Source organism: Listeria sp. ILCC792 (assembly GCF_900186135.1).
Taxonomy (GTDB): domain Bacteria; phylum Bacillota; class Bacilli; order Lactobacillales; family Listeriaceae; genus Listeria; species Listeria goaensis.
Genome location: NZ_FYBO01000011.1, coordinates 1 through 26,406, shown reverse-complemented (window position 1 = coordinate 26,406; position 26,406 = coordinate 1). Strand labels below are relative to the sequence as shown.

The following is a 26,406-nucleotide window of genomic DNA, read 5'->3' as shown; positions in this document are numbered from 1 at the left end:
TTTTTGTAGAATAGAGAGCGTAGTGAAATAATGAAGGGAAGTAAACGAATGAAACCACGGAAAGTTATGATTATTGGGGCGGGGAACGTTGGAACTGCAGCGGCTCACGCTTTTGTGAATCAGCGTTTTATTGAAGAGCTTATTTTAGTTGACATAAATCAAGATCGTGTGGAAGGAAATCGGAAAGACTTGGCTGATGCGGCTGCGTTTATTCCGGGAAAAATGGATATTTCTGTACGTGAAGCAAAAGATTGTAAAGATGTGGATATTGCGGTCATTACGGTGACAGCAGGTGCTTTAAAGGAAGGGCAAACGCGGCTTGATGAGCAAAAAAGTACATCGAAAATTGTTGCGAGTATTGTTCCGGAAATGATGAAAGGTGGCTTTAATGGCATTTTTTTGGTGGCTACAAATCCTTGTGACATCATTACCTATCAAGTTTGGAAGTTATCAGGGCTACCTAAAAATCGCGTTTTAGGTACTGGTGTATGGCTTGATACAACGCGGCTTCGGAGGCTACTCGCGGAGCGTCTTGATATTGCGGCGCAAAGTATTGATGCCTTCATTTTAGGTGAACATGGTGATTCGCAGTTTCCTGTTTGGTCGCATTCTTCCATTTACGGGAAACCGGTGAACGAATATAGCGCGGAGAAGCTAGGCGATTCTCTTGATTTGAAAGCAATCGGGGAGATTGCACGCGATACTGGTTTTGAAATTTATCATCAAAAGGGTTGTACGGAATACGGAATTGGTGGCACAATCGTTGAGATTTGTCGGCATATTTTTAGCGGAAGTCAACGTGCACTTACGGTGTCGTGTGTGTTAGAAGGCGAATACGGGGAGCGCGATTTGGCGATTGGTGTTCCAGCGGTTCTTAATCAGGACGGCGTCAAAGAAATTATTGAGTTAAAGCTGAACGGCGAGGAAGAAGAGGCGTTCAAGCATTCAGCACGTGTCATTAAAGACTGCATTGCACAACTGTAAGACGATTGTTAGCACAAACGTTCGTAATATGCTATCATGAAAGGTATGGTATGACAGAAGGGACGAATTGACGTGTATGATTATATGAAAGGCCAAGTTGCGGCCATTACACCTGAATATATCGTTGTAGAAGTTTACGGGGTCGGCTACCAAATTGTTGCCGGCAACCCGTTTGCTTTTGCGGCGCAAGAAGGAAAAGAAGCGAAAGTCTATTTACATCAACATGTTCGTGAAGATAATATTACGCTTTACGGATTTCAAACGACGGAAGAGCGTTATTTGTTTAAAAAACTGCTCGGTGTTTCAGGAATTGGGCCTAAAAGCGCGCTCGCTATAACGGCCGCAGGAGATGCTACGCAGCTTATTAATGCGATTGAAATCGAAGACGATGTGTATTTAACAAAATTCCCTAGTGTTGGGAAAAAAACAGCGCGTCAGATTATCCTTGACCTAAAAGGAAAATTAGGCGACGTGGTGACAAGTGAGATTCCTCATTTTGTGGCTAAAAAAGAAATTACAGATGGGCTTCCGCCGCAGCTCGAGGAGGCGGTTCTTGCCTTACAGGCACTCGGTTATAGTGAGCGCGAACTGAAGAAAATCGTGCCGAAACTGCAAGATGAGATGCTTACAAGTGACGGCTATATTAAACTAGCTTTGAAATTAATGACAAATTAAGGAGGGATGTGGCATGGATGAGCGTATTGTTTCTTCCGAAAATGTGAGTCCTGAAGAAATCTCGTTTGAAACAAGCTTGCGGCCACAATTGCTTGCAGAATACATCGGTCAAGACAAGGTCAAACATAATCTTGGCATTTTTATTGAGGCAGCAAGAAGAAGGGAAGAAGCACTGGATCATGTGCTTTTATACGGCCCTCCTGGTTTGGGGAAAACGACGCTTGCGATGGTCATTGCGAACGAGCTTGGAACAAACATCAAAACGACAAGTGGACCCGCGATTGAACGTCCAGGCGACTTAGCGACAATTTTAACATCACTCGAACCGGGCGATGTGCTTTTCATTGATGAAATCCACCGGTTATCAAAATCCATTGAGGAAGTGCTTTATCCTGCGATGGAGGATTATTGTTTGGACATTGTTATCGGAAACGGGCCATCTGCGCGGTCGGTACGCCTCGATTTACCACCATTTACGCTGATTGGAGCGACAACGCGTGCGGGGCAATTATCGGCGCCACTGCGCGACCGCTTTGGTGTAATTGACCACTTGGAATTTTATACGGAAGAACAATTGATGGATATCATTTTACGGACGGCTAAAATTTTAACGACGGAAATTAATGCAGACGGCGCGCTTGAGCTTGCTAGGCGTTCGCGCGGAACCCCGCGGATTGCCAATCGTTTATTAAAACGCGTGCGTGATTTTGCCGAAGTTAAAGGCGATGGACTTGTTTCTTATGAAGTAGCAAGAGATGCGCTAACGCTTCTACGTGTTGACCCGCGCGGACTTGATACGATTGACCAGAAGCTTTTGCAAACGATTATGACATCATTTCGTGGTGGCCCAGTTGGACTTGATACAATTTCAGCAAGCATCGGTGAGGAACGCGAAACGATTGAAGATATGCATGAGCCATATTTACTGCAAATTGGTTTTTTGCAACGTACACCAAGAGGTCGGCTCGCAACACAATTAGCGTACGACCATTTTGGAATTCAAAACGAAAAAGGTGTCCATGAATGAAAGTTGAAGATTTTGATTTTGATTTGCCAGACTCCCTCATTGCTCAAACGCCATTACTTGACCGCACGTCAAGTCGCTTAATGGTGCTGGACAAAAAAACGGGGGATTTAAGCGATAAAAAATTTACGAATATTATCGATTATTTAAACGAAGGAGATGCGCTTGTATTAAATGATACGCGCGTTCTACCTGCTCGCCTCCACGGAATTAAAGAGGAGACGGGCGCACATATCGAAGTGCTTTTATTAAAACAAAAAGAAGAAAATAAGTGGGAAACGCTTGTGAAGCCTGCGAAACGCATTCGTGTAGGTGCGAAAATCACATTTGGTGAGGGTGAACTTTCGGCGACGTGTGTTGAGGAGCTTGAGCATGGTGGTCGTATTTTGGAGTTTCACTATACGGGCATATTTTATGAGGTGCTCGAAAACCTAGGAGAAATGCCGCTTCCGCCTTACATTAAAGAGCAGCTAAGCGATCAGGACCGCTATCAAACGGTTTATGCGCGCGAAAATGGCTCTGCTGCCGCTCCAACTGCGGGTCTGCACTTTACTGAAGAACTTTTAGAGGCGATTCGGTCTAAAGGAGTTCACGTATGTTTTGTGACGCTCCATGTTGGTCTTGGCACGTTTCGTCCGGTAGACGTTAGCGATACGGAAAACCATAAAATGCATTCGGAATTTTATCGTCTGACGGAAGAAACTGCAACGGTTTTAAATCAAGTGAAAGCAAGCGACAAAAAAATTGTGGCTGTTGGTACGACTTCCATTCGGACACTAGAAACAATTGCAACAAAATTTGACGGCGAATTAAAAGCCGCTTCTGGCTGGACGGATATTTTTATTTTCCCTGGCTATACGTTTAAAGCGGTAGATGCGTTAATTACTAATTTCCATTTACCGAAGTCGACACTCATCATGCTCGTTTCCGCTTTATCCACGCGTGAAAATATTTTGCGAGCGTATCAGCATGCTGTAGAAGACAAGTATCGCTTTTTTAGTTTTGGCGATGCGATGTTTATCCATTAATTTTGTGAAAAACCTTGTTTTCTATGTTTATTTTCGTTATGCTATTTAGTAGAGTAAAAAGAAAGAGGTAACACATGACAGCTATTCGTTATGAATTAATTAAAACTGATAAAAAAACAGGTGCGAGGTTAGGAAAACTACATACTCCGCATGGTACGTTTGATACGCCAATGTTTATGCCTGTTGGCACGCAAGCAACTGTCAAAACAATGTCGCCAGAAGAGCTTAAACAGATGGGTGCGGGTGTTATTTTAAGCAACACCTATCACTTATGGTTAAGACCCGGTGAGCAATTGATTGAGCAGGCTGGTGGTCTGCACAAGTTTATGAACTGGGACCAACCTATTTTAACCGATTCAGGTGGCTTTCAAGTCTTTAGCTTAAGCGATATGCGCGACATCAAAGAAGAAGGCGTTCATTTTCGCAATCATTTAAATGGCGACAAACTATTTTTATCACCTGAAAAAGCTATTCAAATTCAAAATGCACTCGGTTCTGACATCATGATGAGTTTTGACGAGTGTCCACCATATCCGGCCACACATGAATACATGAAGCGCTCCGTAGAACGTACGTCCAGATGGGCAGAACGCGGTCTAAAAGCGCATATGAAGCCTAATATTCAAGGTCTATTCGGCATCGTACAAGGCGGCGCTTATGAAGATTTACGACGTCAAAGTGCGGAAGATCTCGTTTCACTTGATTTTCCAGGCTATTCGATTGGCGGCCTTTCAGTAGGCGAACCAAAAGACGTCATGAATGAAGTGCTTGAATTCACAACACCTTTTCTTCCAAGTGGAAAACCCCGCTATTTGATGGGTGTTGGTTCGCCAGATTCATTAATCGATGGGGTCATTAGAGGCATCGATATGTTTGACTGTGTCTTGCCGACACGCATTGCGCGTAATGGTACATGTATGACTTCAAACGGACGCCTAGTTATTAAAAACGCCAAATTCGCAAACGACTTTGGACCGCTTGATGAAAACTGCAATTGTTACACCTGTCAAAACTATTCCAGAGCCTATATTCGCCATCTAATTCGCTGCGATGAAACATTTGGAATAAGACTTACGACTTATCATAATTTGCATTTTCTGTTAAACTTAATGGAGCAAGTACGTGAAGCAATTCGCTTTGATCGTCTGCTAGAATTTCGTGAAGAATTTTTTGAGCAATATGGTTTTAACGGACCAAATGCGAAAAATTTTTAATAAATATTTTTTTAAAGGAGCTGACAATTTTTGGGTGGTTTAACAGCATTTATTCCAATTATTTTGATGATTGTCTTGTTCTACTTCTTACTAATTAGACCTCAACAAAAGCGTCAAAAAGAAGTAACAAACATGCAAAATAGTTTAGCAAAAGGCGACAAAATTATTACGATTGGTGGTCTTCATGGCGTAGTTGAAGCAATTGAAGATGGCACTGTCGTACTAAAAACTGGCAACACGAAGCTGACATTCGATCGCAATGCGATTCGTACGGTTCTTGAAAAAGGAAACGCTGCTCCTGCAGTAGCACCTACTGAGCCAGTTGAAGAAGTAGCAGAAACTGAAAAAGAAACTGAAGAAAAATAAAGAAATCGCTCTAGTTCAAACTAGGGCGGTTCTTTTTTGTTAGGAAGTACCAATTTGAACAATTAAATGTGTCATTTATGTGGATTTTTCACTTTCTGCTTTTCATTTGGTTGATTTTTAGATAAAATGGGAATAGTTGATTGTAAAATGAGGGAGGGGAAGTGCGATGTCGCACGAAGACTGGTATGAAAGTTTGGAACCAGCTATTTTAATTAAAGTGGAAGATTTCCATCTTCTTAGCTATAGAGAAATCAAACCAGAACACATTTGGTCATTTTTAACAGAAGTTAAATGGGCTACAAATCCCACTCCGAATTTGCATGAACGTGTCAATGATATAATGCAGATGAACATTGGACAATTAATGGACTTTATTACAAAAACATCTAACGAGCCAGCAATTAGCGCTAGCGCAAACAATGAAACAGAGAATTTGGAAGATAATGAAGCGACATCTTCTGAACTTTCTAAATAGCATTTCATGGTTTAGATGAGGGAGGAAAAGAAATGATTAAGAAAAGTAGGTTAGTAACCTTCTTCCTAGTCGTGGCAATTATTTTTGGGGTCGTTTTCAGCACAGGGAAAATGGTTTTACAAAATATTAACTTGGGACTAGATTTACAGGGCGGATTTGAAGTGCTTTATCAAGTAGAGCCTGCTTCTGGAAAAGGTGAAGTGACTAAACAGACACTTACGGATACTGTAAGTGCCCTCGATCGCCGGATTAACAGTATCGGCGTAGCTGAGCCTAGCATCACAATTGAAGGAAATAACCGTATTCGTGTCCAGCTTGCTGGGGTGACGGATCAAAATGAAGCACGAAAAATGTTATCGACAACAGCGGAACTTTCTTTTAGGGACGCAAACGATAAACTTATGATGGATGGTTCTGATTTAGTTCCTGGGGGAGCAAAACAAGCTTTCGATCAAAATAATCAACCGATTGTCACACTGAAACTAAAAAGTGCTGATAAATTCGCTGATGTGACGAAAACAATTTTGGCTGAAAAACCTGACAACCAACTCGTTATTTGGTTAGACTGGAAAGAGGGCCAAAAATATAAAACAGAGAGAACTAAAAAAGATCCTGCTTACTTATCGGCACCAAATGTCAACCAAGTTTTAGACACAAATAAGGTTGAAATCTCGGGTAATTTTTCTGTTGAAGAAGCAAAAGACTTAGCGAACTTGCTAAATTCGGGTGCTTTACCAGTTAAGATGACCGAGGTATACTCGACATCTGTTGGGGCACAATTTGGTCAAGATGCGCTTGATGAAACAATTCTTGCTGGAATTATCGGGGTTGCGGCTATTTTCATCTTTATGATGCTTGTATACCGTATTCCTGGGATTATTGCATGTGTAACACTTGTTGCTTACACATACATTGTTTTACTCGTTCTAGCCTTGCTGAACGCAACGCTGACGCTTCCAGGGATTGCCGGGCTGATTCTCGGGATAGGGATGGCCGTCGACGCGAACGTTATCACCTATGAGCGAATAAAAGAAGAACTGAAAGTCGGGCGATCGACGAAAGCGGCGTTTGAAGTCGGCGTAAAAGAAGCCTTCCGTGCCATTTTCGATGGAAACATTTCGACTTTACTTGTTGCTTGTGTATTGTTCTACTTTGGAACAAGCTCGATTAAAGGTTTTGCGACGGTTCTAATTATTAGTATTTTAGTCAGCTTCCTAACGGCCGTTTGGGGTTCGCGTGTACTGCTTGGCTTGCTTGTTAAGAGCAACGTATTAAACAATAAACCACGTGCCTTTAGTGTGAAACCTGATGCCATTCATAATTTGCATGATGGTATTAGCACGTATGACTTAAAAACACCATTTGATCGCTTTGATTTCGTTAAGAATCACCGGTTGTTCTTGTGGATTTTTACGGGCATCGCCATTATTGGGATTGTTGTTTTAAGTTTCTTTAAACTTAATCTGGGCATTGATTTTGCGAGTGGTACGAGAGCAGAAATTACGTCTGATTCACCGCTAACAGAACAGCAGATTAAAAAAGATTTAGATGACATTGATATGCCGTCTGATAATATTGTTTTCCAAGGTAAGGATAACAAAACGGCGGTAGTTTCCTACAAAGGTGCTCTTTCGCAAGATGAAATTGCGAAATTTAAAACGCATTTTGAGAAAGAATATAAACATGAACCAAGCATTAGCACAGTAACGCCGACTGTCGGGAAAGAACTCGCGAAAAACGGCTTGTACGCAATGGCAATAGCTTCGGTACTCATAGTTATTTATATTGCGATACGCTTTGAATTTTATATGGGGATTGCGGCGATTCTATCGTTACTATTTGACGCCTTTACCATCTTCATTTTCTTCAGTATCTTCCAGATTGAGGTTGATCTGACATTCATTGCGGCGGTTCTAACTGTTATCGGGTATTCGATTAATGATACGATTGTAACAGCGGACCGGATTCGAGATATTGGACGCAAGATGGGGCGTTATAAGACGAAAGAAGATGTGGCATTTGCTGTTAATCACGGTTTACGTCAAACATTCACGCGTTCGATTAACACTATCTTGACGGTTATTTTCACGGTTGTGGCGCTTGTCATTTTTGGTAGTGAATCGATTTTAAGCTTCTCAATCGCTTTACTTGTTGGGCTTGTTTCAAGCGTATTCTCTTCCATTTTCATGGCCATGCAGTTGTGGTATGTCTTTAAAGCACGTCAAGTGAATAAAAAAGGACCAATTGCAACGGTTAAGAAAAAGAAAAGAAATAACCCATCGCAACCTATGGTATAAAAACGAGTAACGAAAGTCGGACGAGTTGTCCGGCTTTTGTTTTAGCATAATTTTTTGCGGGAATAAATTTGTATAATTAGAAAAAAGGAGACAGATGCTATGAAAAATCAATGGCAGGTTATTGTAGGAATTATTTTAGCGATTTTAATTGCTGTTTTTGCGATTATTAATGTTGAATCAGTTGAAGTCAATTTCTTTTTCGCAAAACTAGAGTGGCCGCTTATATTAGTTATTTTAGGCTCAGTGCTTATCGGAGGCTTGATTATTTTCTGTTTGAATATTGCTAAAGTACGAGGGATGAATAAGCAAGTCAAACAACTTCATGAAGAAAAAACAAATCTAGAACGCCAACTTGCGGCGGCGAAAGCGATGCAAACAAAAACGTCCACGATTTCAATTCGCGACACAGAAGAAACAGAAGTAGCCGATGCGAAAGTTGAAAATCAGGATGAGCAAAACTAATATTTGAATACAAAACGCAGATCGCAAAATCAGAGTGATGCTAAACGGTAAGACTTTATTGCCGTTTAGTATTACTCTGGAGCCCAAATCGATTTTGATTTGGGCTTTTTACTATTGGTTTTTCCGATGTTTTCCGATATAATAGGAGGGTTGAAAGGTGGGGGAATTGTGATTCATTCAAAATACAGATGGAAGACCGAAGAAGTTGACGGCGAAAAAGTAGCAAACCTAGCTAAAGAGTTGAATGTGTCGCTTCCGCTTGCGAAAATGCTTGTGAAACGTAAGATTACGACGGAAGGGCAGTACGATAAGTTCATGAATCCTTCCAAATATGCGAGTTATGATCCTTTTTTACTTGCAGAAATGGAGCAAGCTGTAGAACGGATTAAGTCTGCGATTCAAGCGGGCGAAAAAATTATGATTTACGGCGATTATGATGCGGACGGCGTAACGAGCATTGCGGTGCTTTACAAGACGTTAGAAAGTTTGGGGGCACTTGTACAGTTTTATATTCCAAATCGCTTCACGGAGGGTTACGGGCCGAATCAGAACGCATTTCAAATGATTAAGAACCAAGGCTTCGATTTGATTATTACGGTTGATAATGGGATTGCGGCTCTTGAAGTGATGGATTTTGCTCAAGAAATCGGGATGGATGTCATTATAACCGACCACCACGAAATGCGCGAAACCTTGCCGCAAGCAGTTGCGGTTATCCACCCAAAGCACCCCGACTCGAACTATCCTTTTGAAGATTTAGCGGGAGTCGGCGTTAGTTACAAACTTTCGCACGCGCTGCTTGGCGAAGAGCCGACGCACTTATTAGACATGGTAGCCGTAGGGACCGTAGCGGACCTTGTTTCATTAACAGATGAAAATCGTCTTCTTGTACAAAAGGGACTTCAAGTGCTTCGTGAAAAGCCAAACACAGGCTTGCGTGTTCTCGCTTTGAAAGCAAGTGTCAAATTGGAGGAGGCAAACGAAGAAACAATTGGGTTTGCCATCGCCCCAAGATTAAACGCTGTCGGTCGTTTAGGCGCTGCTGACCCGGCTGCGGAATTGCTACTCGCTTTTGATGAGGAGGAAGCGGAATATTTGGCCGAGGAAATTGATGAAGCAAACGTCAATCGACGGAAACTCGTTAGTGACATCACCGCGAGCGCCGTTGCAATTTTGGAGGCGAAAACTGAAATTCCGAGTATCATTGTGGTTGCTGAAAAGGATTGGAATCCAGGCGTGCTAGGAATTGTTGCGTCTAGATTAGTAGAAAAATTTAATCGTCCGGTCATTTGTCTTGCCATTGATGAGGAGGCGGGGATTGCTAAAGGTTCTGGCAGAAGTGTACCGCATTTCCATTTGTATCAAGAGCTTGATAAAAACAGGGCGATTCTTGAAGCGTTTGGCGGGCACCCCATGGCAGCTGGTATGACGGTGTCGCTTCATAATTTAGCGGCGCTTGAAGCGGCTTTAATTGCGCAGGCTGATGCGTTAGATGTAACGAGTGTAAAACGAGAGCTTAGCGTGGAAGACACGTTGCAACTCGCTGACGTTTCACTGCCATTCATTCAGATGATTGAAAAGATGGCGCCATTTGGAACGGGCAATGTGAAACCAGTTTTCCAATTTGAAGAGATTAATTTGAAAGATACGAAACGAATTGGTGCGGATAAAACGCATTTGAAAACGGTGCTGACCGACCAAAACGTGCTTTTAGATGGCATTGGTTTCAATTTAGGTGACTTAGCGGATAATGTGGCACAAAATGCGCTTGTTAGCGTTGTAGGCGAACTGAATGTGAATGAATGGAATCATATTCGGAAACCGCAACTTAGGTTGGTTGATCTTGAAGTCAATGAGTTCCAGCTTTTTGATGCGCGTAACCGAACAGAATGGCAACGTTTATTAAAAGAATCTGAGCGCGAACGGGTTTTCATCTGCTTTAACCAAGAAACCGTAACGAAACTTCCGGCGATTGCTGCGAATGTGGTGTATACGCCTGATGACAGGGAGAGCGCGCGTGAAGTGGTTTTTGTTGATTTACCGAAAGAAACGGGTCACGTGGAGGCGTTCATTAAAAAGTTCCAGCCTGAGCGGATTTATGTCCATTTCGGAGCATCTGAAAATCAAGATTTCCAGGCGCTGCCAGATAGAAAGGCATTTGCGAATCTTTTTGCCCTGATTAAAAAATATCAACCTTTTTCGCTTGAAAAGTATGGTCCTGCTTTAAATCAAAAGTTCGGTTGGAGTAAACAACAAATTGATTTTATGTCAAACGTGTTTTTTGAGCTGGATTTTGTTAAAATAGAAAGTGGCGTGATTTTACTAAATAACCTTTCAGAAAAACGAAATTTAGAAGAGGCCGAAATTTATCAGTCGAAAAAACAAGAACTTGCAACACGAGAAAAACTGCTTTATGCGAGCTTTAATGAACTATTTAGCTGGATGAAGCGCATTATGGAGGCCTAGTGCCTACCCACTTTGGAGGAATAAACATGGATTTAAATGATCTTAGAAAATTTGTCGCAATCGTGGAGGATTGGCCAAAAGAAGGCATTGTATTTAAGGATATTACACCGCTTATGAATGACGGTGAAGCTTATAAATTTGCGACAGATCAGATTGTTGAGTATGCTGAAAAACTACAAGTAGATTTGATTGTTGGGCCAGAAGCGCGTGGCTTTATTATTGGTTGCCCGGTTGCTTATGCGCTTGGTATTGGTTTTGCACCAGTACGTAAACCTGGCAAATTGCCGCGTGCAACAATTGAAATGGAGTATGAGCTTGAGTACGGTACAAATACGCTAACGATGCATAAAGATGCGATTAAACCGGGGCAACGTGTGCTCATTACAGATGATTTGCTTGCAACGGGTGGTACGATTGAAGCAACGATCAAACTTGTGGAAAAACTTGGTGGAATTGTTGCTGGGTGCGCCTTTTTAATTGAACTGACAGAATTAGAAGGACATAAAAAATTGAACGGGTATGATCGCTTGATTTTGATGGACTTTTAAGTTAGAAAAAACATTTTCCTTTTGGAAAGTGTTTTTTTCTAGTGGCGCATGAAAACTACTTTCTAAAGCCACTTTAGTTGTGTATAATAGTAACTAAGAATCTATTTTAGACAAGGGGAAAAGAAGGGGGTGGATAAAATGGCGAAAGAGCAAAATTTGACAGCAGAGCAAGTCATCGAAATGGCTTCGAATTATATGAATGAAACGCATCTGGAAATTGTGAAAAAGGCTTATGAATATGCGCGAGATGCACATAGTGAACAGTTTAGAAAATCGGGAGAGCCATATATTATTCATCCAATTCAAGTAGCAGGAATTCTTGTTGAGCTAAGAATGGACCCTGAAACGGTAGCGGCAGGTTTTTTACACGATGTTGTCGAAGATACGGATGTGACACTTGAGGATTTAACAGAAACGTTTAATGCTGAAGTGGCGATGCTTGTGGACGGCGTTACAAAACTTGGGAAAATTAAATATAAATCGCATGAGGAACAGCAAGCTGAAAATCATCGGAAAATGTTCATTGCGATGGCGCAAGATATTCGAGTTATTTTGATCAAGTTAGCAGACCGACTGCATAATATGCGTACTTTAAAACATCTTCCGGTAGAAAAACAGCGCCGGATTTCGACGGAAACACTTGAAATTTTCGCACCGCTTGCTCATCGACTTGGGATTAGCCGCGTGAAATGGGAACTTGAAGATACAGCATTACGCTATTTGAATCCGCAACAATACTACCGCATTGTACATTTGATGAAACAAAAACGCGGTGCGCGTGAGCGCTATTTGCAAGATGTGATTGACGGCGTTTCAGACAACTTGGATGAATTAAATATTCAGGCGGATATTTCTGGTAGGCCGAAACATATTTATTCGATTTATCGCAAAATGTCGGAACAGCATAAGCAATTTAACGAAATTTATGATTTATTGGCGGTACGGATTCTAGTTAGTAGCATTAAAGATTGTTATGCGGTACTGGGCGTCATTCATACGCGCTGGAAACCGATGCCGGGACGGTTTAAGGATTATATTGCGATGCCGAAATCGAATATGTATCAGTCGCTGCATACGACGGTTATTGGACCGCAAGGCGAACCGCTTGAAGTGCAAATTCGGACGCATGAGATGCACCAAATTGCAGAATACGGGGTTGCCGCGCACTGGGCGTATAAAGAAGGAAAAGTCGTTAACTCGAAAACGTCATTTGATAATAAAATGACTTGGTTCCGTGAAATTTTGGAGTACCAAAATGAGTCTGATAATGCGGAAGAGTTTATGGAATCGTTAAAATTAGATTTATTTGCGGACGTTGTGTATGTGTTTACACCGAAAGGCGATGTTTACGAGCTACCAAACGGCTCGGTTCCGCTTGATTTCGCATATCGAATTCATACGGAAATTGGGAATAAAACGATTGGCGCGAAAGTGAATGGCAAAATTGTCACACTTGATTATAAGCTGAAGACTGGGGATATTATCGATATTTTAACGTCGAAACATTCCTACGGGCCAAGTCGTGACTGGTTAAAACTCGTGCAGACGTCGCAGGCGCGAAATAAAATCCGTCAATTCTTCAAACGGCAAGCGAAAGAAGAAAATGTCGAAAAAGGCCGGGATTTGGTTGAAAAAGAACTTCGTCAAATGGATTTTGAACCTAAAAAGATTATGACGAACGAAAATCTCAAACGTCTCCTTGAGAAGCTGAATTTTTCCCATGAAGATGATTTGTTTGCTGCTGTTGGGTATAACGGGATTACGGCGCTTCAAGTGGCGAATCGTTTGACGGAGAAAGAGCGGAAGGAGCGCGACCAAGAGGAGCAAACGGAAAAATTGCTTTCGCAAGCGGAAGCGCGGAATAGCAATGCGGAGGCCAATAACGAGAAGCTTAAAATCAAGCATAATGCGGGTGTAGTTGTTCAAGGTGTTGGCAATCTGCTTATTCGTTTGTCCAGATGTTGTAACCCTGTTCCGGGCGATGAAATTGTGGGCTATATTACGAAGGGGCGCGGGATTTCGATTCACCGTTCGGATTGTCCGAATGTGCAGTCCATCGAAAGTGAGCGGCTCATCGGCGTAGAGTGGGAAGATGCAGATTTTCAGGCGAAAAATGATTATAATGTGGATATTGAAATTTATGGTTATAATCGCAATGGCTTATTGAATGATATTTTGCAAGTAATTAATAGTTTGACTTCAAACATTAATGGCGTGAATGCGAAAGTTGATAATAATAAAATGGCAACGCTCGTATTAACTTTGCAAATTCATAATATTAATCATTTACAGCGCGTTGTAGATAAAATTAAACAAATTCCAGATGTTTATACGGTAAGACGATTGATGAGCTAGGGAGGATGATTGGCTATGCGTGTTGTGCTTCAAAGGGTTACAAGTGCAAGTGTGACGATAGATGATGAAATTATTGCGGAAATTCCACAAGGATTCTTGCTTCTTGTTGGTTTTACTCATACGGATACAGAACGAGAAATTGATGTTTTAGTACAAAAAATTGCAAATCTCCGTGTTTTCGAAGATGAAAACCAGAAAATGAATTTATCCATTCAAGAGGTTTCGGGAAACGTGCTTAGCGTATCGCAGTTCACACTTTATGCAGACGCAAGAAAAGGGCGCCGACCAAGTTTCACGGACTCGGCACCGGGTGCGGAAGCGGAAAAGCTTTATAATCGATTTAATAAAGAGTTGGAAAAAGCTGGTTTAGGTGTAGACGCCGGGGTTTTCGGAGCGGATATGAAAGTTTCGCTTGTTAATGACGGGCCAGTCACGATTTTGCTTGATTCAGCTGATTTAATGAAATAGAAAAACCGGAAAGTAAGCTTAACACTTACTTTCCGGTTTTTTTAGTTTGCGAAATAGTTTGCGAGTCCTTCTGTTACGCCTTCAGCAATTTTTGTGCGGTATGAATTAGAATTGATGTTGGCTTCGTCAGTTTTTGAACTTAAATAGCCAAGTTCTAATAAAACAGCAGGTTGCGAGTTTTCGCGTACAACGTAAAAGTCGCCAACACGAGCACCGCGATTTGTTGTTGGAAGGGTATTGCCAAGACTCTTATTAATGCTTTTTGCGAGCCCTTTATCACTACTATCATAATAGTAAGTAGTTTGGCCGCTTACGCTTTCGTCGTTGTTTTCAAGGCTATCAAAATGCAAGCTGACAAATGCATCAGCATTGTTTTTCGAAGCTACTTTTGTACGCTGACGTAATGAAATATATTCATCGTGGTCACGCGTCATAATCACTTTTGCGCCAGCTTGCTCTAGTCGAGCTTTAATGGCATTTGCTGTTTTTAACGTTGCTTTCTTTTCTATGGTTCCATTTTCACCTTTTGCACCGGGATCGTTTCCACCGTGGCCTGGATCAAGGACGATAGTTGCTTCAGAAAGTTTCGTCGTTTTTGATTTAGCGGGTTTTTCATTTTCATTTCCTACATCGACAACCCAGTTTGCTACATAACCAGTTTGTCCATCAGCTGTTTGAACTTGATACCAGTCACCTTGGACACCTTGAATTCCGTAAGCATGACCAGAGTTTGCTTTTTCAATCACTTCACCGCTTAAATCAGGCTTGCTTCGAATATTTGTAGAGTCATCACGAATCGTTAAACTTTGCAAATTATTTTGGTCAACTTTTGTCGTTGATTCACGAATTGTTATGTAACTCGCATTTACCCAAGCGTTTTGCCCTTTATATTGAATTTGAGCCCAGCCGTTTTGTTCACTCACAACATTGATTTGATCACCTGTATTTAATATGCCTAAAACTGTGCTATCAGTTGACGGTTTGGACCGGACATTTAAGCCGTTTTCAGAACTTACGATCGCCATACTATTACTTGCAGCGCTCACATCTGTGTTTTCAACGAGCCAGCTGGCTACCCAACCGCTATTTCCGTTATCTAAACGAACTTTATACCATTTATTTTCTTCTCCAATGACGCGAAGCACGTCACCTTTACGGACTTGACTTGTTACGTCATAAGCAAGACCTGGACCGTTTCGCACGTTTAAAACTTCCGCCTGAACGCGAACGGCATTTGCATTCGCCATCGCAATCGTTGTAATAACCCCCGCTGCAATGAGTAACGCCGATAAAACGGTGATAAATAAAAATTTGTTCTTCACGAAATTGCTACACCACCTTTATAAAAACTTCTTCAGGTCATTAAAATGGTACCACAAATTAAGCTTTCATGGAACTATTAACCATAATTTTTTGAAAAAAGAAAACAATTTTACGCACTACTGAATGTTATTTGATATAATTTTACAGTTTTTCTTTTAGCTAATTGACTTTAGTCGTTTTTTTTAGTAACCTAGAAATAATTCATATTTAAACTGATGACGAAGAAAAGTACAAAGAATCACTCCCATAAAAGAGAGAATTTCATTTGCTGAGAGAAATTCATGGTGAAACTTTTTGGAAAGACACTTCCGAGGTTTTGATCGAAAACGAGTAGGTCGAAACGTAGTCCGGCGTTAACGGAAGAGTGGGAATTTCAAAAATTCCAATTAGGGTGGTACCACGGGTGAATCTACATCTCTCGTCCCTTGTTTTCGGACAAGTGACGAGGGATTTTTTTATATTCAAAAAAGGAGGAAATGTGATGAAAATTCAATTACCACGAGGCACGCGAGATATTTTACCTGAAGAGGTACAAAAATGGCATTTTCTTGAAGATAAATTTCGCGAAATCTGTGAAAACTACCGTTATGAAGAAATTCGTACTCCAATTTTTGAGCACACGGAGTTATTTGAACGTGGTGTCGGAGATTCAACGGATATTGTTTCAAAAGAAATGTACACATTTCATGATAAAAAAAATCGGAGTTTAACACTGCGTCCAGAAGGAACTGCTTCGGTTGTACGCGCGTTTGTTGAACATAAAATGTTCGGTGATGTCAATCAACCAGTGAAGCTATACTATAATGGTCCGATGTTCCGTTATGAGCGGCCACAAGGCGGGCGGCAGCGTCAATTCACACAAATTGGCGTGGAGGCAATTGGGAGTGCGGATCCTGCGATTGATGCGGAAGTCATTGCGCTTGCGATGAATTTTTATAAATCCATTGGTCTTAAAAATATTTCGCTAACGATTAACAGTCTAGGGGATAAAGAAAGCCGGTTGAAACATCGGGATGCTCTGATTGCGCATTTCGAACCGCGCATTGACGAGTTTTGTTCGGATTGTCAAAATCGATTGCATAAAAATCCACTTCGTATTTTGGATTGCAAGACGGACCACGCACATCCACTTGTGGCAACGGCGCCATCTATTTTAGATTTTCTAAATGAAGATTCCCGTCTCTATTTTAGCCAAGTAAAAGGGTTTTTAGAGGCAATTGACATTCCGTTTGTAGTGGATCCAACGCTTGTCCGCGGGCTTGATTACTATAATCATACGACGTTTGAAATTATGAGTGATGAGGAAGGTTTTGGGGCTAAAACGACACTTTGTGGCGGCGGTCGCTATCACGGACTTGTGCAAGAATTTGATGGTCCAGATACTCCGGGAATTGGTTTTGGTATGGGCGTTGAACGTGTGCTTCTTGCGCTTCAGGCGGCAGAAATTGAAATTCCAAAAGATAAGGAACTTGCTTGTTATGTCATTGTAGCGAGCGAGGAAGCAGAACTTGAAGCAGTTAAAATCGTGAATCAGTTGCGAAATGCTGGTATAAGTGCTGATAAAGATTACCAAAAGCGCAAATTTAAAGCGCAAATGAAAGATGCGAATCGCAAAGAAGCAAAATATACGGTTATCATCGGAGAAGAAGAGCTTGCATCGGGTGAATACCCGCTTAAAAATATGGAAACGGGTGAACAAATTTCAGTTTCAGCTGAGGAACTTGTAAGCCGTTTAACGAAATCCTAAGGAGGAAAAAACGTGGAAAAGAGAACAGCATATTGCGGAGAAATAACAGAAAAATTCATTGGTCAAGAAGTCGTATTACACGGTTGGGTACAAAAACGTCGTGATTTAGGTGGGCTTATTTTTATCGATATGCGTGACCGCGAAGGAATTGTCCAAGTCGTCTTTAATCCGGAGTTTTCCGAAGAGGCGCTTCGTATTGCGGAATCCATTCGTTCAGAGTTTGTCATTACCGTAAAAGGAAAAGTGGCCGCGCGTGATGAGGCGGTTATCAATACTAAAATTGCAACTGGGAAAGTAGAAATTGTGGCATCAAGCGTGACGATTTTAAATCGTTCCAAAACGCCACCATTTTACATTGAAGACGGCATCAATGTTTCCGATGAGCTACGTTTAAAATATCGCTATCTTGATTTGCGCCGCAACGAAATGGCAGAAACATTTAAAATGCGCCACACGGTGACGCGCGTTTTCCGCGAAACATTAAACAAACTTGGTTTTTATGATATTGAAACACCGTATTTAACGAAAAGCACGCCTGAGGGGGCGCGTGATTATTTAGTTCCAAGCCGCGTTTATCCGGGGAATTTCTATGCGCTACCGCAATCACCGCAAATCTTGAAACAGCTTTTAATGACAGCTGGATTTGACAAGTATTACCAAATTGTTCATTGTTTCCGCGACGAAGATTTAAGAGGCGACCGGCAACCTGAATTCACTCAAGTCGACCTTGAAACTAGCTTTTTATCCAAAGAAGAAATTCAGGGCATGACCGAAGAAATGCTCGTAAACGTTGTACGGGAAGCGAAGGGGATTGAAATCAGTGCACCATTCCCGCGCATGACCTACAGTGAAGCGATGTCACGTTTTGGTAGCGATAAACCAGATGTACGCTTTGGCCTAGAGCTAATCGATATTTCAGCTCTTGTAAGCGATGTGGCATTCAAAGTGTTCACGTCTGCAATTGAAGCTCGCGGCGTTGTTAAAGCAATTAACGCAAAAGGAGCGGCTGATAAATACTCGCGTAAAGAAATTGATGCGCTAGGTGAATTTGTCGGCACTTACGGCGCGAAAGGACTTGCATGGCTTAAAGTTGAAGAAGGCGAGTTAAAAGGTCCAATTGCGAAGTTCTTTGACGAAGCAAAGCAGGCCGAATTACGCGCAGCACTTGATGCAGAAGCTGGCGACTTACTCCTTTTTGCAGCAGATACAAGCGAAGTAGTTGCGGCTTCTCTTGGGGCACTCCGCTCAAAACTTGGGAAAGAGCTGGAACTGATTGACGAAAGCAAATTCGCTTTCTTATGGGTAACAGATTGGCCACTATTTGAGTACGATGAAGAAGCAAAACGCTACGTTTCTGCACATCATCCGTTCACTTTACCAAGAGCAGAAGACATTCCTCTTTTGGAAGAAAAGCCAGGAGAGGCGATGGCGGAAGCCTATGATATTGTGCTAAACGGCTATGAAATTGGCGGCGGCTCGCTTCGTATCTATCAAAAAGAAGTACAGCAAAAAATGTTCCGCGCGCTCGGCTTTACGGACGAAGCAGCAGAAGAACAGTTCGGCTTCCTCATGGATGCGCTTGACTACGGCACGCCACCTCACGGCGGCATCGCGCTAGGACTCGACCGCATTGTGATGATTTTAGCTGGAAAAAACAATTTGCGCGACACAATTGCGTTCCCTAAAACAGGAAGTGCAGTTGACCCACTAACAAACGCGCCTGGTGAAGTAAGCAAAGCACAGTTAGAGGAGTTAGGTTTGACTGTTCCTGAAAAAGAATAAGAACCATGACAATGGAGGAGAAAAACAACAATGACAACTTTTACAGCGTTCATTCCAATACTTGTGATTTACGTTCCAATTATTATTTTATTTTTCGTTCTTGTCCATCTGTACCGAAAAAAACGGAAGTCATCAAATAAATAAAAAAAGTGGTGTGAAGTTTTTAGCTTCGCACCACTTTTTTAAAATCCAGTCGTAATGGCTTCCATATTATCGACTTTAACTTTATTTACAAGTAGACCTTGATTGGCCTCGTTTTCCCAGAAAGGACCTTGTAAATTTTTAGCTACTTCTTTACTGACTTTATTTTTATTATAGAATGTCGCTTCTACGTTATAACGACTGCCCTTTTTAACGGTCTTCCACATTTCTTCAGAGAGCGGGATAGTAACTTCTTCAGTACCCGCGCCGTCAATTGTGCCGCTAACAGTATGATCTGCTGATTTTTTGGTTGGTGTAAAATTAAACGTAATATCAACTCTTGTGCTCATGTGTTGATAGTAGAAATATCCGCCACCAATTAGCAAAACAGCAATTATAGTGAAAATGGGAATCTTACGCATAAAATGAGCTCGCGCCTCCAATCTAAATACATCTCACTATCAATTATAGCTGTATTCCGCCCATAGTAAAGGGGAAAAGACAATTTCTCATGATTTTTTTAGAAAAGGAGGCATTTATTTGGTTAATTTTAATTTTCAGTAGGTGAATCTTGAAGTGCTTGGGTTCCAGTTTCGCCTGTGCTAATTTTAATCACTTCGCTAAGCGGATAAATAAAAACTTTCCCATCGCCTGGTTCTCCAGTTCGGAGTGTATTTTCGACGACGCGTAAAACGTCTTCTACAGGAACAGTACTGACGACGATTTCAATTTTCATGCGTTCATGAATATTATTTTCTTTCTTTTTGCCGCGGTACAATTCGATGAAGCCTTTTTCAAGACCTGTGCCGAGTGCTTTTGTTACAGTTAAACCGCTAACGCCGATTTTAGCCAATTCTTTTTGGAAGGCTGCAAATCGGTTGGGGCGCGTAATAATCTCAATTTTTGTTAAATTTGCCATTGTAAAACCTCCTTTTAATCCTGATAAGCTTTTTCGCCGTGAAGTGTCAAATCTAGGCCTTTGTATTCTTGTTCTTCGCTAACACGAAGCGGGAGGACGAGTTTGATAAGTACAACGATGATGATGGTTGCGATTGCGACGAAGACAACGGTTATGGAAATGGCTGCCAGTTGTTTAAATAATAACGCCGGATTTCCATAAAATAAACCGTCGGCTCCTGCCTCATTGATTTTAGTTGTGGCGAACAAGCCGGTTGCGATACCGCCCCAGATGCCACCGATTCCGTGAAGGCCAAATGCATCTAGAGCATCATCATATTTGACTTTTCCTTTTAGCCAGTAGACACCCCAGAAACAAAGCGCGCCGCCAAGAAGGCCGATGAGCATGGAAGCAGGAACGGTGACAAAACCAGCGGCGGGAGTGATGGATACAAGACCCGCGATAGCGCCTGAAATTGTTCCAAGCATAGTGGGACGCTTATTCGTTAGCCACTCGACAAGGCACCAGCCGATAATGCCGGCCGCAGCCGCTGTGTTTGTGTTGACAAATGCCGCCATTGCGACGTTATCAATTGTGAGCGCACTGCCGACATTGAAACCGTACCAACCAAACCAAACGAAGATTCCCCCGATTAAAGCAAGGGGAAGATTGTGTGGTGAAGCCGTATCGACTTCCTTTCTTCGTCCGAGCATGATGGCGAGTACAAGACCTGTTATACCGGAGCTAATGTGAACGACATTACCACCAGCAAAATCAAGCGCGCCTAGATTGCGAAGGAAACCGCCGTCACCCCAAACCCAATGTGCGACAGGGGCGTAGACGAGGAGTGACCAAAGGATAATGAAAACAAGATAGGCGGCAAAATTCATTCGTTCTGCGAAAGCGCCAGATATGATAGCGACTGTTAAAACAGCGAATGTCATTTGAAACATCATAAAGAGCAGATGGGGAATAGCATCGCTGTATAATTCATTCGGTGCGAAACCAACTTGGTTTAAAAAGCTCCAGTCAAAGCTGCCAATGAAGCCATTATTTGGTGCGAAGGCGAGCGAATAACCTACAACAACCCACAAAATCGAGATGACGGCCATCGAAGCAAAACTATACATCGCTGTACTTAAAACATTTTTTCGACGTACCATGCCACCATAAAATAATGCAATTCCTGGTGTCATAAGCCAAACTAACAATGTACAAAAAAACATAAAGACAGATTCCATATTCAACTCTCCTTTAATGTTAGATAAACTAACATTGATTAATTTCTTTATGCCACTATAATACATAAATAAATTTTAATTGCAAGAATTATTTATGAATTCTATGAATTTTGTTAGATTATCTTACATTTAGCGATTTCAATTCGGATTTTTGGAATGAATTTTAGGAGGGAAGAATGTTTTTTTAGGAAAGCGATGTCAGTTTTAATCTAAAAGAAGGGTGGGAAAATCTTGTTTGTTTATGATAAAATGAAACCATGTTGAGGAAAAGGAGCGTTTGACATGGTGAAGAGAAGTCGAGCAGAAGAATTTTTAATTACGCGCAAGAAAATTTTAGATGCTGGCCGACATTTATTTATGGAAAAAGGATATCGGAGCGTGTCAACGCGTGAAATTGCTGTCATCGCTGGAATTACGCAGCCGGCACTTTATCACCATTTTAAAGATAAGGAGATGCTCTATCTTGAGGTTGTGAAGGAGCTTACGACGAGCATTCAAGCTGACATGAGCGAGTTAATTCGGAAAAATTTAGCGCCGGTGGATGCGCTAAATGAGATGGTTATCATGCTAATTGATAAACACCCGACCAATATTTTACTAATGATTCATGATATTTTGAATGAATTAAAAGAAGAAAATCAATTTTTACTTTATACGCTTTGGCGTGATACGTATTTGCGTCCATTTGAGCATGTTTTTAAGCAATTAGAAGCTCGTGCGGAAATTCGTGAACCTATTTCTGCAGAACGCGCTGCTCGTTTTTTCCTTTCAGCGATAAGTCCACTTTTCTCGCAAATGAGCAAGTTTGAAAGTGCTGAACCGACGGATGTTCGTGTGAAAGAAACGATTAATTTTATTTTGTTTGGGCTATGTAAAAAAGAGGTATAATTTAATATCTTTTTTTTATCGAAGCATATTTATCGATTGATAAGTGAAAGTATGCTAATCTATTTATCGACTGATAAACGAAGGGGGAAAAGATATGAGTCACTTTTTGGAAAAAATGGCTGATGGTGTTGGGGGAAAGAAAGGGCGTTTTGTGACGCTTTCCATTTGGATACTTGCTGTGATTTTGTTGCAGCTTTTCTTGCCGAGTGCGGATGAATATAAAGATGATGCGGCAAGCGACCTTCCAAGTAGCGAGCCATCTGTTGTAGCGGACAACAAAGTAAAAGAATATTTTGGTGGTCAGGCGGGAACGCCGCTTCTGATTACTTGGTATCGTGCAGAAGGTTTGACAAATGAGGACTTAGCGAGCATTCAAGCCATTAATGCGTCGCTTACAAAAACACCAGTGGCGCATCAGGAAGCCACGATTCCACTTGAGAAACTGCCACCAATTGTCCTAAAACAGCAACTTTCAAAAGACCAAACGACTTTCATTCAAACTATCTTGATGGACGAGTCTGCCACAGCAGATGAACTTAAAACGGGGATGAATGAAATAAAAACGCGTGCGGAAGGGGTACTAGGCGAGAACCCTTTTAGCCAAAAAATATCGAGTAAAGATGAGCTAGTTGCGCGGACTACAGGGCCAGCAGGTATTAGCGTTGATGCGACAGGGCTATTCCAAGATGCCGATGTTTCACTACTTATTGCAACGGTGCTCATAGTTTTAATTATTTTACTTGTCATCTATCGTTCGCCGATTTTAGCGCTTATTCCGCTTATTGCGGTCGGATTTGCTTACTTGATGATTACGCCACTACTCGGTTTTCTAGGCGAACATGGTTTCATCACGTATGGTTCGCAAGGGCTTTCCATTATGACCGTGCTCTTGTTTGGAGCCGGGACCGACTATTGTTTGTTCCTCATTACACGTTATCGCTCTGTTTTACGTCATGAGGAAAACCGCTTCAAAGCTTTCCGAACAGCGTTTAGTGGGACGTCGGGCGCTATTTTACTAAGCGGACTTACCGTCATGGTGGCACTCTTAATGCTACTTGCTGCACAGTACGGTTCATTTCACAACTTTGCGATTCCGTTTAGCCTTGCCATTTTGATTATGCTACTTTCATCGCTAACGCTAGTTCCGGCGCTTCTTGGGCTATTTGGCCGCGTTTCATTTTGGCCTTTTATCCCGCATCCGAATAAAAAACATAAAAGCGAAAACCAATTTTGGAATCGTGTTGGGAAACTTGCCACGAAACATCCAATTATTGTCACTATTGTCGCACTGCTTCTACTTGGAGGAGCAGCCATTCAAACGACCAATGTTTCCTATACGTATGACACACTCTCAACTTTTCCAGAAGATATGCCATCACGTGAAGGGTTTAAGCTAATAAGTGATCATTACGGGGCGGGGTATTTAGCTAAAGTCGAGGTGCTTGCTGAAAACCCATCTGAAGGGCTCAGGAAGGATTTAGAGAACATAAAAGGCGTTCAATCTGTTAGTTTGCCTGAAAAAAGTAGAGAGAATTCGAGTGTGGTGAAATATGATGTCGTACTCGATATGAATCCTTACAGCAATGAAGCGATGGATTTAATTCCAAAAATCAAACAAGTGGCAAGTGATGATTCAGCGAAAGCGTATGTTGCTGGTCAAACGGCTGCCCAGTATGATAGCCGCGCTGTGACGGAACATGATGAAAAAGTGATTATTCCGCTTGTCATTGCGCTTATAAGCATCTTGCTATTGACGTATTTGCGTTCGATTACAGCGACTATTTATCTTGTCTTGTCTGTTTTAATCTCGTATGCGGCGGCAATTGGATTAGGCTGGCTCATTTTGCATCACGGTTTTGGTGTAACAGCCATTTCAGGGCTCATACCGCTTTATGCGTTCGTATTTATTGTGGCGCTAGGAGAGGACTACAATATCTTTATGATTTCAAGTATTTGGAAAAACGCAGAAAAATGGCCGCTACGAAAAGCGGTTCAAGAAGGCGTACACCAAACAGGCGGGGTTATTACATCTGCAGGTGTCATTTTAGCCGCAACCTTTTTAGTTTTAACAACGTTGCCAATTAATCTGCTCGTCCAATTTGGACTCATTACAGCTATTGGTATATTACTAGATACATTTTTAGTTCGGCCGCTACTCGTTCCAGCAGTTACAACACTGTTTGGCAGATGGGCATTTTGGCCAGGTAAGAAATATAAAACGGTATCGAAAGATTAGAAAAATAAATAAAAGTAAGCAAAAATCCAGTAAAGCTCATTTTTTAAAGATGGCATTATTACTGGATTTTTGTCTATCTATTTTTCTTTTATGTCCTTTTTTTAAAAAGCTCGCAAAATCTACATAGGCAGTAAGAAAAGTAACATGCTCTATTAAAATTGTAAGAAAAATACATAAACTGGAGATGAGTTTCAATTAGAATGCCCTGCCTGAATTGCGCGACCTTATGGCAAAAGCGAACGTAAGATGGAGGTTGTTATAACGCTACAAACACAAGAACGGCTAGTGTGGGAGAAGAGTAAGACCAACAAAATTGGGGGTTTTAATTTTAAAACAGGGTTTCTTGTTGTATACTATAAGAGGTGTTTTTTATATAAATAGAGAAAAGGGGTGTAACCATGAACGGGAAAAAAATAGCGATTTCCATTATTGGTTTATCAATTTTACTAGGAGGTTGTTCATTTATGGGGCAGTCAGATGAAAAAGAAAAGAAAATAGACGACGGGACAACACCTGTTGCGGAGTATAAAGGACAAGGATTTATTTTCGTTGATGGCGACAAGTCTAAAGAAATTGTCGAAAAGAACGAAGCAGAAATTAAAAAGCGAGCCATCGCATATATGAAAGATACATATAAAACTGATGTTAAAGTGAATAATGTTGTACCTGCAAGAGATGCGGCGGTTGTCATGGTCGAAGCAGAAGACCCGATAGAGTTCCATACTTCTGTGATTGTCGGGCTTGATATGCGAAAAAAAGAGCTTGACCCATTGCCTAATGTTTGGTCTCAGGACGGGCTAGTCGAGAGCGCCATTACAAGTGGTTTATATGTAAAAGCTTACAAAGAAGAATTCGAGAAACTGGATACTTTTACAAAAAAAATAGCTGAAAAATATGAATTACAGGGGTTAAACCAGACCACGATTGATAAGACGCATGCTTCCGGATATGAAAAAAGTTGTTATTTTGTGCCAATTGGTGGACAGTCTACAGCAGTTTATGATGCTTATATTAAAAATCCCAACATTTCAGTAAGTGAAATAAGGAACTTATTTTTTAAAGTGGACAGTAAGTTTGAAGATGCAAATGTATCTTTAAACTTCTATAACATAAGTAAAGGGGTGCCAAAACAAGAGAAGGCTGAACAAATAGCCAAAGATTTGAAGAATGAGACAGGACTTCCAAAAGGAAATTATAGTGTTATTCTATATGATAATTTTATTGTTAATCGCGTTGGCTTGCCCGACGGTGATAATGTTAGGGTTGAGGATATTCAAAAATAATGGACAAGGGGGCTTTGGAAGATGCCAACAGCGGAAAAACTAAAAACATCAGACTTGGATATTATAGAAATGAGCGGCAAAATAGTTTATCAAGAGCCACGTGCAGACGACCTCATCAAAGTGAACGGTGTTCCAAATGCTTACAAAGTTAAAGAAGGAACATATGGAACAAAATCCGGACTAGATTACATGATTGTCGAAAACACGAAAACGGGTGAAGTCGGCATGATTTTCCAAGGAACACAAGGTCAAAAAGACGGTGGTCGGGATATTGTTACCGATGCCACGCTTCCTGGAAATATTCCGGATGATCAACTAAAAGCAGCGGATAAAGCCTACAAGAAAATGAGTAAAAAATATGACATTAAATATGTTGGGGGAAACTCTTTAGGGGGCGGGCTTGGGAATTATGTCGCGTCAAACAATGAGGTGAAAAGTGTAACCTATAATCCTGCGATTTTGCCTGATGGCAAATATTCACAAAAGAATCCTGATATTACCAACT

General features: G+C 41.4%; 22 protein-coding genes, 1 pseudogene and 1 other annotated feature. Of the genes and pseudogenes, 19 read left to right on the top strand and 4 right to left on the bottom strand.

Annotated features, from left to right (window positions below; all coding sequences use genetic code 11):
* Positions 1-48 precede the first annotated feature (48 nt).
* From CFS60_RS11095 to dtd, 13 genes are all read left to right on the top strand, one after another.
* Positions 49-984, top strand: coding sequence for an L-lactate dehydrogenase (locus tag CFS60_RS11095; RefSeq protein ID WP_088839252.1), 936 nt, complete (start codon positions 49-51; stop codon positions 982-984).
* A 72-nt stretch (positions 985-1,056) separates the two neighbouring features.
* Positions 1,057-1,659 (top strand): Holliday junction branch migration protein RuvA, encoded by a 603-nt coding sequence (gene ruvA / locus CFS60_RS11090; RefSeq protein ID WP_088810020.1) that lies wholly within the window; start codon positions 1,057-1,059, stop codon positions 1,657-1,659.
* Positions 1,660-1,672: 13 nt separating this feature from the next.
* Entirely contained in the window at positions 1,673-2,686 is a 1,014-nt protein-coding gene (gene ruvB, locus CFS60_RS11085; protein WP_088810021.1) for a Holliday junction branch migration DNA helicase RuvB, read from the top strand.
* Positions 2,683-3,711: a tRNA preQ1(34) S-adenosylmethionine ribosyltransferase-isomerase QueA gene (gene queA / locus CFS60_RS11080; protein WP_088839251.1), complete on the top strand. Its 1,029-nt coding sequence runs from the start codon at positions 2,683-2,685 to the stop codon at positions 3,709-3,711. The genes ruvB and queA overlap by 4 nt, the downstream gene beginning before the upstream one ends.
* Positions 3,712-3,785: 74 nt before the next feature.
* Positions 3,786-4,925 carry a tRNA guanosine(34) transglycosylase Tgt gene (tgt, locus tag CFS60_RS11075; RefSeq protein WP_088810023.1) on the top strand — a complete coding sequence of 380 codons (1,140 nt, stop codon included), beginning with the start codon at positions 3,786-3,788 and terminating at the stop codon, positions 4,923-4,925.
* Between the two features lie 30 nt (positions 4,926-4,955).
* Positions 4,956-5,291 (top strand): preprotein translocase subunit YajC, encoded by a 336-nt coding sequence (yajC, locus tag CFS60_RS11070; RefSeq protein WP_088810024.1) that lies wholly within the window; start codon positions 4,956-4,958, stop codon positions 5,289-5,291.
* A 166-nt stretch (positions 5,292-5,457) separates the two neighbouring features.
* A complete protein-coding gene (locus tag CFS60_RS11065) occupies positions 5,458-5,766 on the top strand; it encodes a post-transcriptional regulator (RefSeq protein ID WP_088810025.1) in 309 nt (102 codons plus the stop codon).
* Positions 5,767-5,798: 32 nt separating this feature from the next.
* Positions 5,799-8,063, top strand: coding sequence for a protein translocase subunit SecDF (gene secDF / locus CFS60_RS11060; protein ID WP_088815816.1), 2,265 nt, complete (start codon positions 5,799-5,801; stop codon positions 8,061-8,063).
* 99 nt (positions 8,064-8,162) lie between these two features.
* Positions 8,163-8,525 (top strand): lipopolysaccharide assembly LapA domain-containing protein, encoded by a 363-nt coding sequence (locus CFS60_RS11055; protein ID WP_088810027.1) that lies wholly within the window; start codon positions 8,163-8,165, stop codon positions 8,523-8,525.
* A gap of 168 nt (positions 8,526-8,693) precedes the next feature.
* The gene (gene recJ, locus CFS60_RS11050) at positions 8,694-10,991 is read left to right on the top strand and encodes a single-stranded-DNA-specific exonuclease RecJ (RefSeq protein WP_159457886.1); all 2,298 of its coding nucleotides are present in this window, start codon (positions 8,694-8,696) and stop codon (positions 10,989-10,991) included.
* A gap of 26 nt (positions 10,992-11,017) precedes the next feature.
* Positions 11,018-11,539 (top strand): adenine phosphoribosyltransferase, encoded by a 522-nt coding sequence (locus CFS60_RS11045; protein WP_088810029.1) that lies wholly within the window; start codon positions 11,018-11,020, stop codon positions 11,537-11,539.
* A 138-nt stretch (positions 11,540-11,677) separates the two neighbouring features.
* Positions 11,678-13,894, top strand: coding sequence for a bifunctional (p)ppGpp synthetase/guanosine-3',5'-bis(diphosphate) 3'-pyrophosphohydrolase (locus CFS60_RS11040; protein ID WP_088810030.1), 2,217 nt, complete (start codon positions 11,678-11,680; stop codon positions 13,892-13,894).
* 15 nt (positions 13,895-13,909) lie between these two features.
* Entirely contained in the window at positions 13,910-14,362 is a 453-nt protein-coding gene (gene dtd / locus CFS60_RS11035; RefSeq protein ID WP_088810031.1) for a D-aminoacyl-tRNA deacylase, read from the top strand.
* 41 nt (positions 14,363-14,403) lie between these two features.
* On the opposite strand, the gene CFS60_RS11030 is transcribed toward dtd, so the two are convergent.
* Positions 14,404-15,684, bottom strand: a complete 1,281-nt coding sequence (locus tag CFS60_RS11030) for an N-acetylmuramoyl-L-alanine amidase (RefSeq protein WP_088810032.1) — start codon at positions 15,682-15,684, stop codon at positions 14,404-14,406.
* Positions 15,685-15,891: 207 nt separating this feature from the next.
* Positions 15,892-16,114 (top strand) — a binding site (T-box leader).
* Positions 16,115-16,166: 52 nt separating this feature from the next.
* On the opposite strand from CFS60_RS11030, the gene hisS reads away from it, so the two are divergent.
* Positions 16,167-17,432 carry a histidine--tRNA ligase gene (hisS, locus tag CFS60_RS11025; RefSeq protein WP_088810033.1) on the top strand — a complete coding sequence of 422 codons (1,266 nt, stop codon included), beginning with the start codon at positions 16,167-16,169 and terminating at the stop codon, positions 17,430-17,432.
* 12 nt (positions 17,433-17,444) lie between these two features.
* On the top strand, positions 17,445-19,214 hold the full coding sequence (gene aspS / locus CFS60_RS11020) for an aspartate--tRNA ligase (protein WP_088839250.1): 1,770 nt from the start codon (positions 17,445-17,447) through the stop codon (positions 19,212-19,214).
* A gap of 182 nt (positions 19,215-19,396) precedes the next feature.
* On the opposite strand, the gene CFS60_RS11015 is transcribed toward aspS, so the two are convergent.
* From CFS60_RS11015 to CFS60_RS11005, 3 genes are all read right to left on the bottom strand, one after another.
* Positions 19,397-19,777, bottom strand: coding sequence for a hypothetical protein (locus CFS60_RS11015; RefSeq protein WP_088810035.1), 381 nt, complete (start codon positions 19,775-19,777; stop codon positions 19,397-19,399).
* Positions 19,778-19,905: 128 nt separating this feature from the next.
* Positions 19,906-20,274: a P-II family nitrogen regulator gene (locus CFS60_RS11010; protein ID WP_088810036.1), complete on the bottom strand. Its 369-nt coding sequence runs from the start codon at positions 20,272-20,274 to the stop codon at positions 19,906-19,908.
* Between the two features lie 14 nt (positions 20,275-20,288).
* Positions 20,289-21,494: an ammonium transporter gene (locus CFS60_RS11005; protein ID WP_088810037.1), complete on the bottom strand. Its 1,206-nt coding sequence runs from the start codon at positions 21,492-21,494 to the stop codon at positions 20,289-20,291.
* A 282-nt stretch (positions 21,495-21,776) separates the two neighbouring features.
* On the opposite strand from CFS60_RS11005, the gene CFS60_RS11000 reads away from it, so the two are divergent.
* From CFS60_RS11000 to CFS60_RS10985, 4 genes and pseudogenes are all read left to right on the top strand, one after another.
* A complete protein-coding gene (locus CFS60_RS11000) occupies positions 21,777-22,382 on the top strand; it encodes a TetR/AcrR family transcriptional regulator (protein ID WP_088839249.1) in 606 nt (201 codons plus the stop codon).
* A 94-nt stretch (positions 22,383-22,476) separates the two neighbouring features.
* The gene (locus CFS60_RS10995) at positions 22,477-24,618 is read left to right on the top strand and encodes an MMPL family transporter (RefSeq protein WP_088815812.1); all 2,142 of its coding nucleotides are present in this window, start codon (positions 22,477-22,479) and stop codon (positions 24,616-24,618) included.
* Between the two features lie 398 nt (positions 24,619-25,016).
* The gene (locus CFS60_RS10990) at positions 25,017-25,901 is read left to right on the top strand and encodes a DUF1672 family protein (protein ID WP_088815810.1); all 885 of its coding nucleotides are present in this window, start codon (positions 25,017-25,019) and stop codon (positions 25,899-25,901) included.
* Positions 25,902-25,922: 21 nt separating this feature from the next.
* Positions 25,923-26,406: pseudogene (locus CFS60_RS10985) on the top strand (SA1320 family protein); the annotation flags it as partial.

What these genes read in the sequence shown, in the direction of transcription:
- CFS60_RS11095 (WP_088839252.1), top strand. Translation starts at nt 49, where the DNA reads ATGAAACCACGGAAAGTTATGATTATTGGGGCGGGGAACGTTGGAACT.
- ruvB (WP_088810021.1), top strand. Translation starts at nt 1,673, where the DNA reads ATGGATGAGCGTATTGTTTCTTCCGAAAATGTGAGTCCTGAAGAAATC.
- queA (WP_088839251.1), top strand. Translation starts at nt 2,683, where the DNA reads ATGAAAGTTGAAGATTTTGATTTTGATTTGCCAGACTCCCTCATTGCT.
- tgt (WP_088810023.1), top strand. Translation starts at nt 3,786, where the DNA reads ATGACAGCTATTCGTTATGAATTAATTAAAACTGATAAAAAAACAGGT.
- CFS60_RS11065 (WP_088810025.1), top strand. Translation starts at nt 5,458, where the DNA reads ATGTCGCACGAAGACTGGTATGAAAGTTTGGAACCAGCTATTTTAATT.
- secDF (WP_088815816.1), top strand. Translation starts at nt 5,799, where the DNA reads ATGATTAAGAAAAGTAGGTTAGTAACCTTCTTCCTAGTCGTGGCAATT.
- CFS60_RS11055 (WP_088810027.1), top strand. Translation starts at nt 8,163, where the DNA reads ATGAAAAATCAATGGCAGGTTATTGTAGGAATTATTTTAGCGATTTTA.
- CFS60_RS11045 (WP_088810029.1), top strand. Translation starts at nt 11,018, where the DNA reads ATGGATTTAAATGATCTTAGAAAATTTGTCGCAATCGTGGAGGATTGG.
- CFS60_RS11040 (WP_088810030.1), top strand. Translation starts at nt 11,678, where the DNA reads ATGGCGAAAGAGCAAAATTTGACAGCAGAGCAAGTCATCGAAATGGCT.
- dtd (WP_088810031.1), top strand. Translation starts at nt 13,910, where the DNA reads ATGCGTGTTGTGCTTCAAAGGGTTACAAGTGCAAGTGTGACGATAGAT.
- hisS (WP_088810033.1), top strand. Translation starts at nt 16,167, where the DNA reads ATGAAAATTCAATTACCACGAGGCACGCGAGATATTTTACCTGAAGAG.
- CFS60_RS11015 (WP_088810035.1), bottom strand. Translation starts at nt 19,777, where the DNA reads ATGCGTAAGATTCCCATTTTCACTATAATTGCTGTTTTGCTAATTGGT.
- CFS60_RS11010 (WP_088810036.1), bottom strand. Translation starts at nt 20,274, where the DNA reads ATGGCAAATTTAACAAAAATTGAGATTATTACGCGCCCCAACCGATTT.
- CFS60_RS11005 (WP_088810037.1), bottom strand. Translation starts at nt 21,494, where the DNA reads ATGGAATCTGTCTTTATGTTTTTTTGTACATTGTTAGTTTGGCTTATG.
- CFS60_RS11000 (WP_088839249.1), top strand. Translation starts at nt 21,777, where the DNA reads ATGGTGAAGAGAAGTCGAGCAGAAGAATTTTTAATTACGCGCAAGAAA.
- CFS60_RS10995 (WP_088815812.1), top strand. Translation starts at nt 22,477, where the DNA reads ATGAGTCACTTTTTGGAAAAAATGGCTGATGGTGTTGGGGGAAAGAAA.
- CFS60_RS10990 (WP_088815810.1), top strand. Translation starts at nt 25,017, where the DNA reads ATGAACGGGAAAAAAATAGCGATTTCCATTATTGGTTTATCAATTTTA.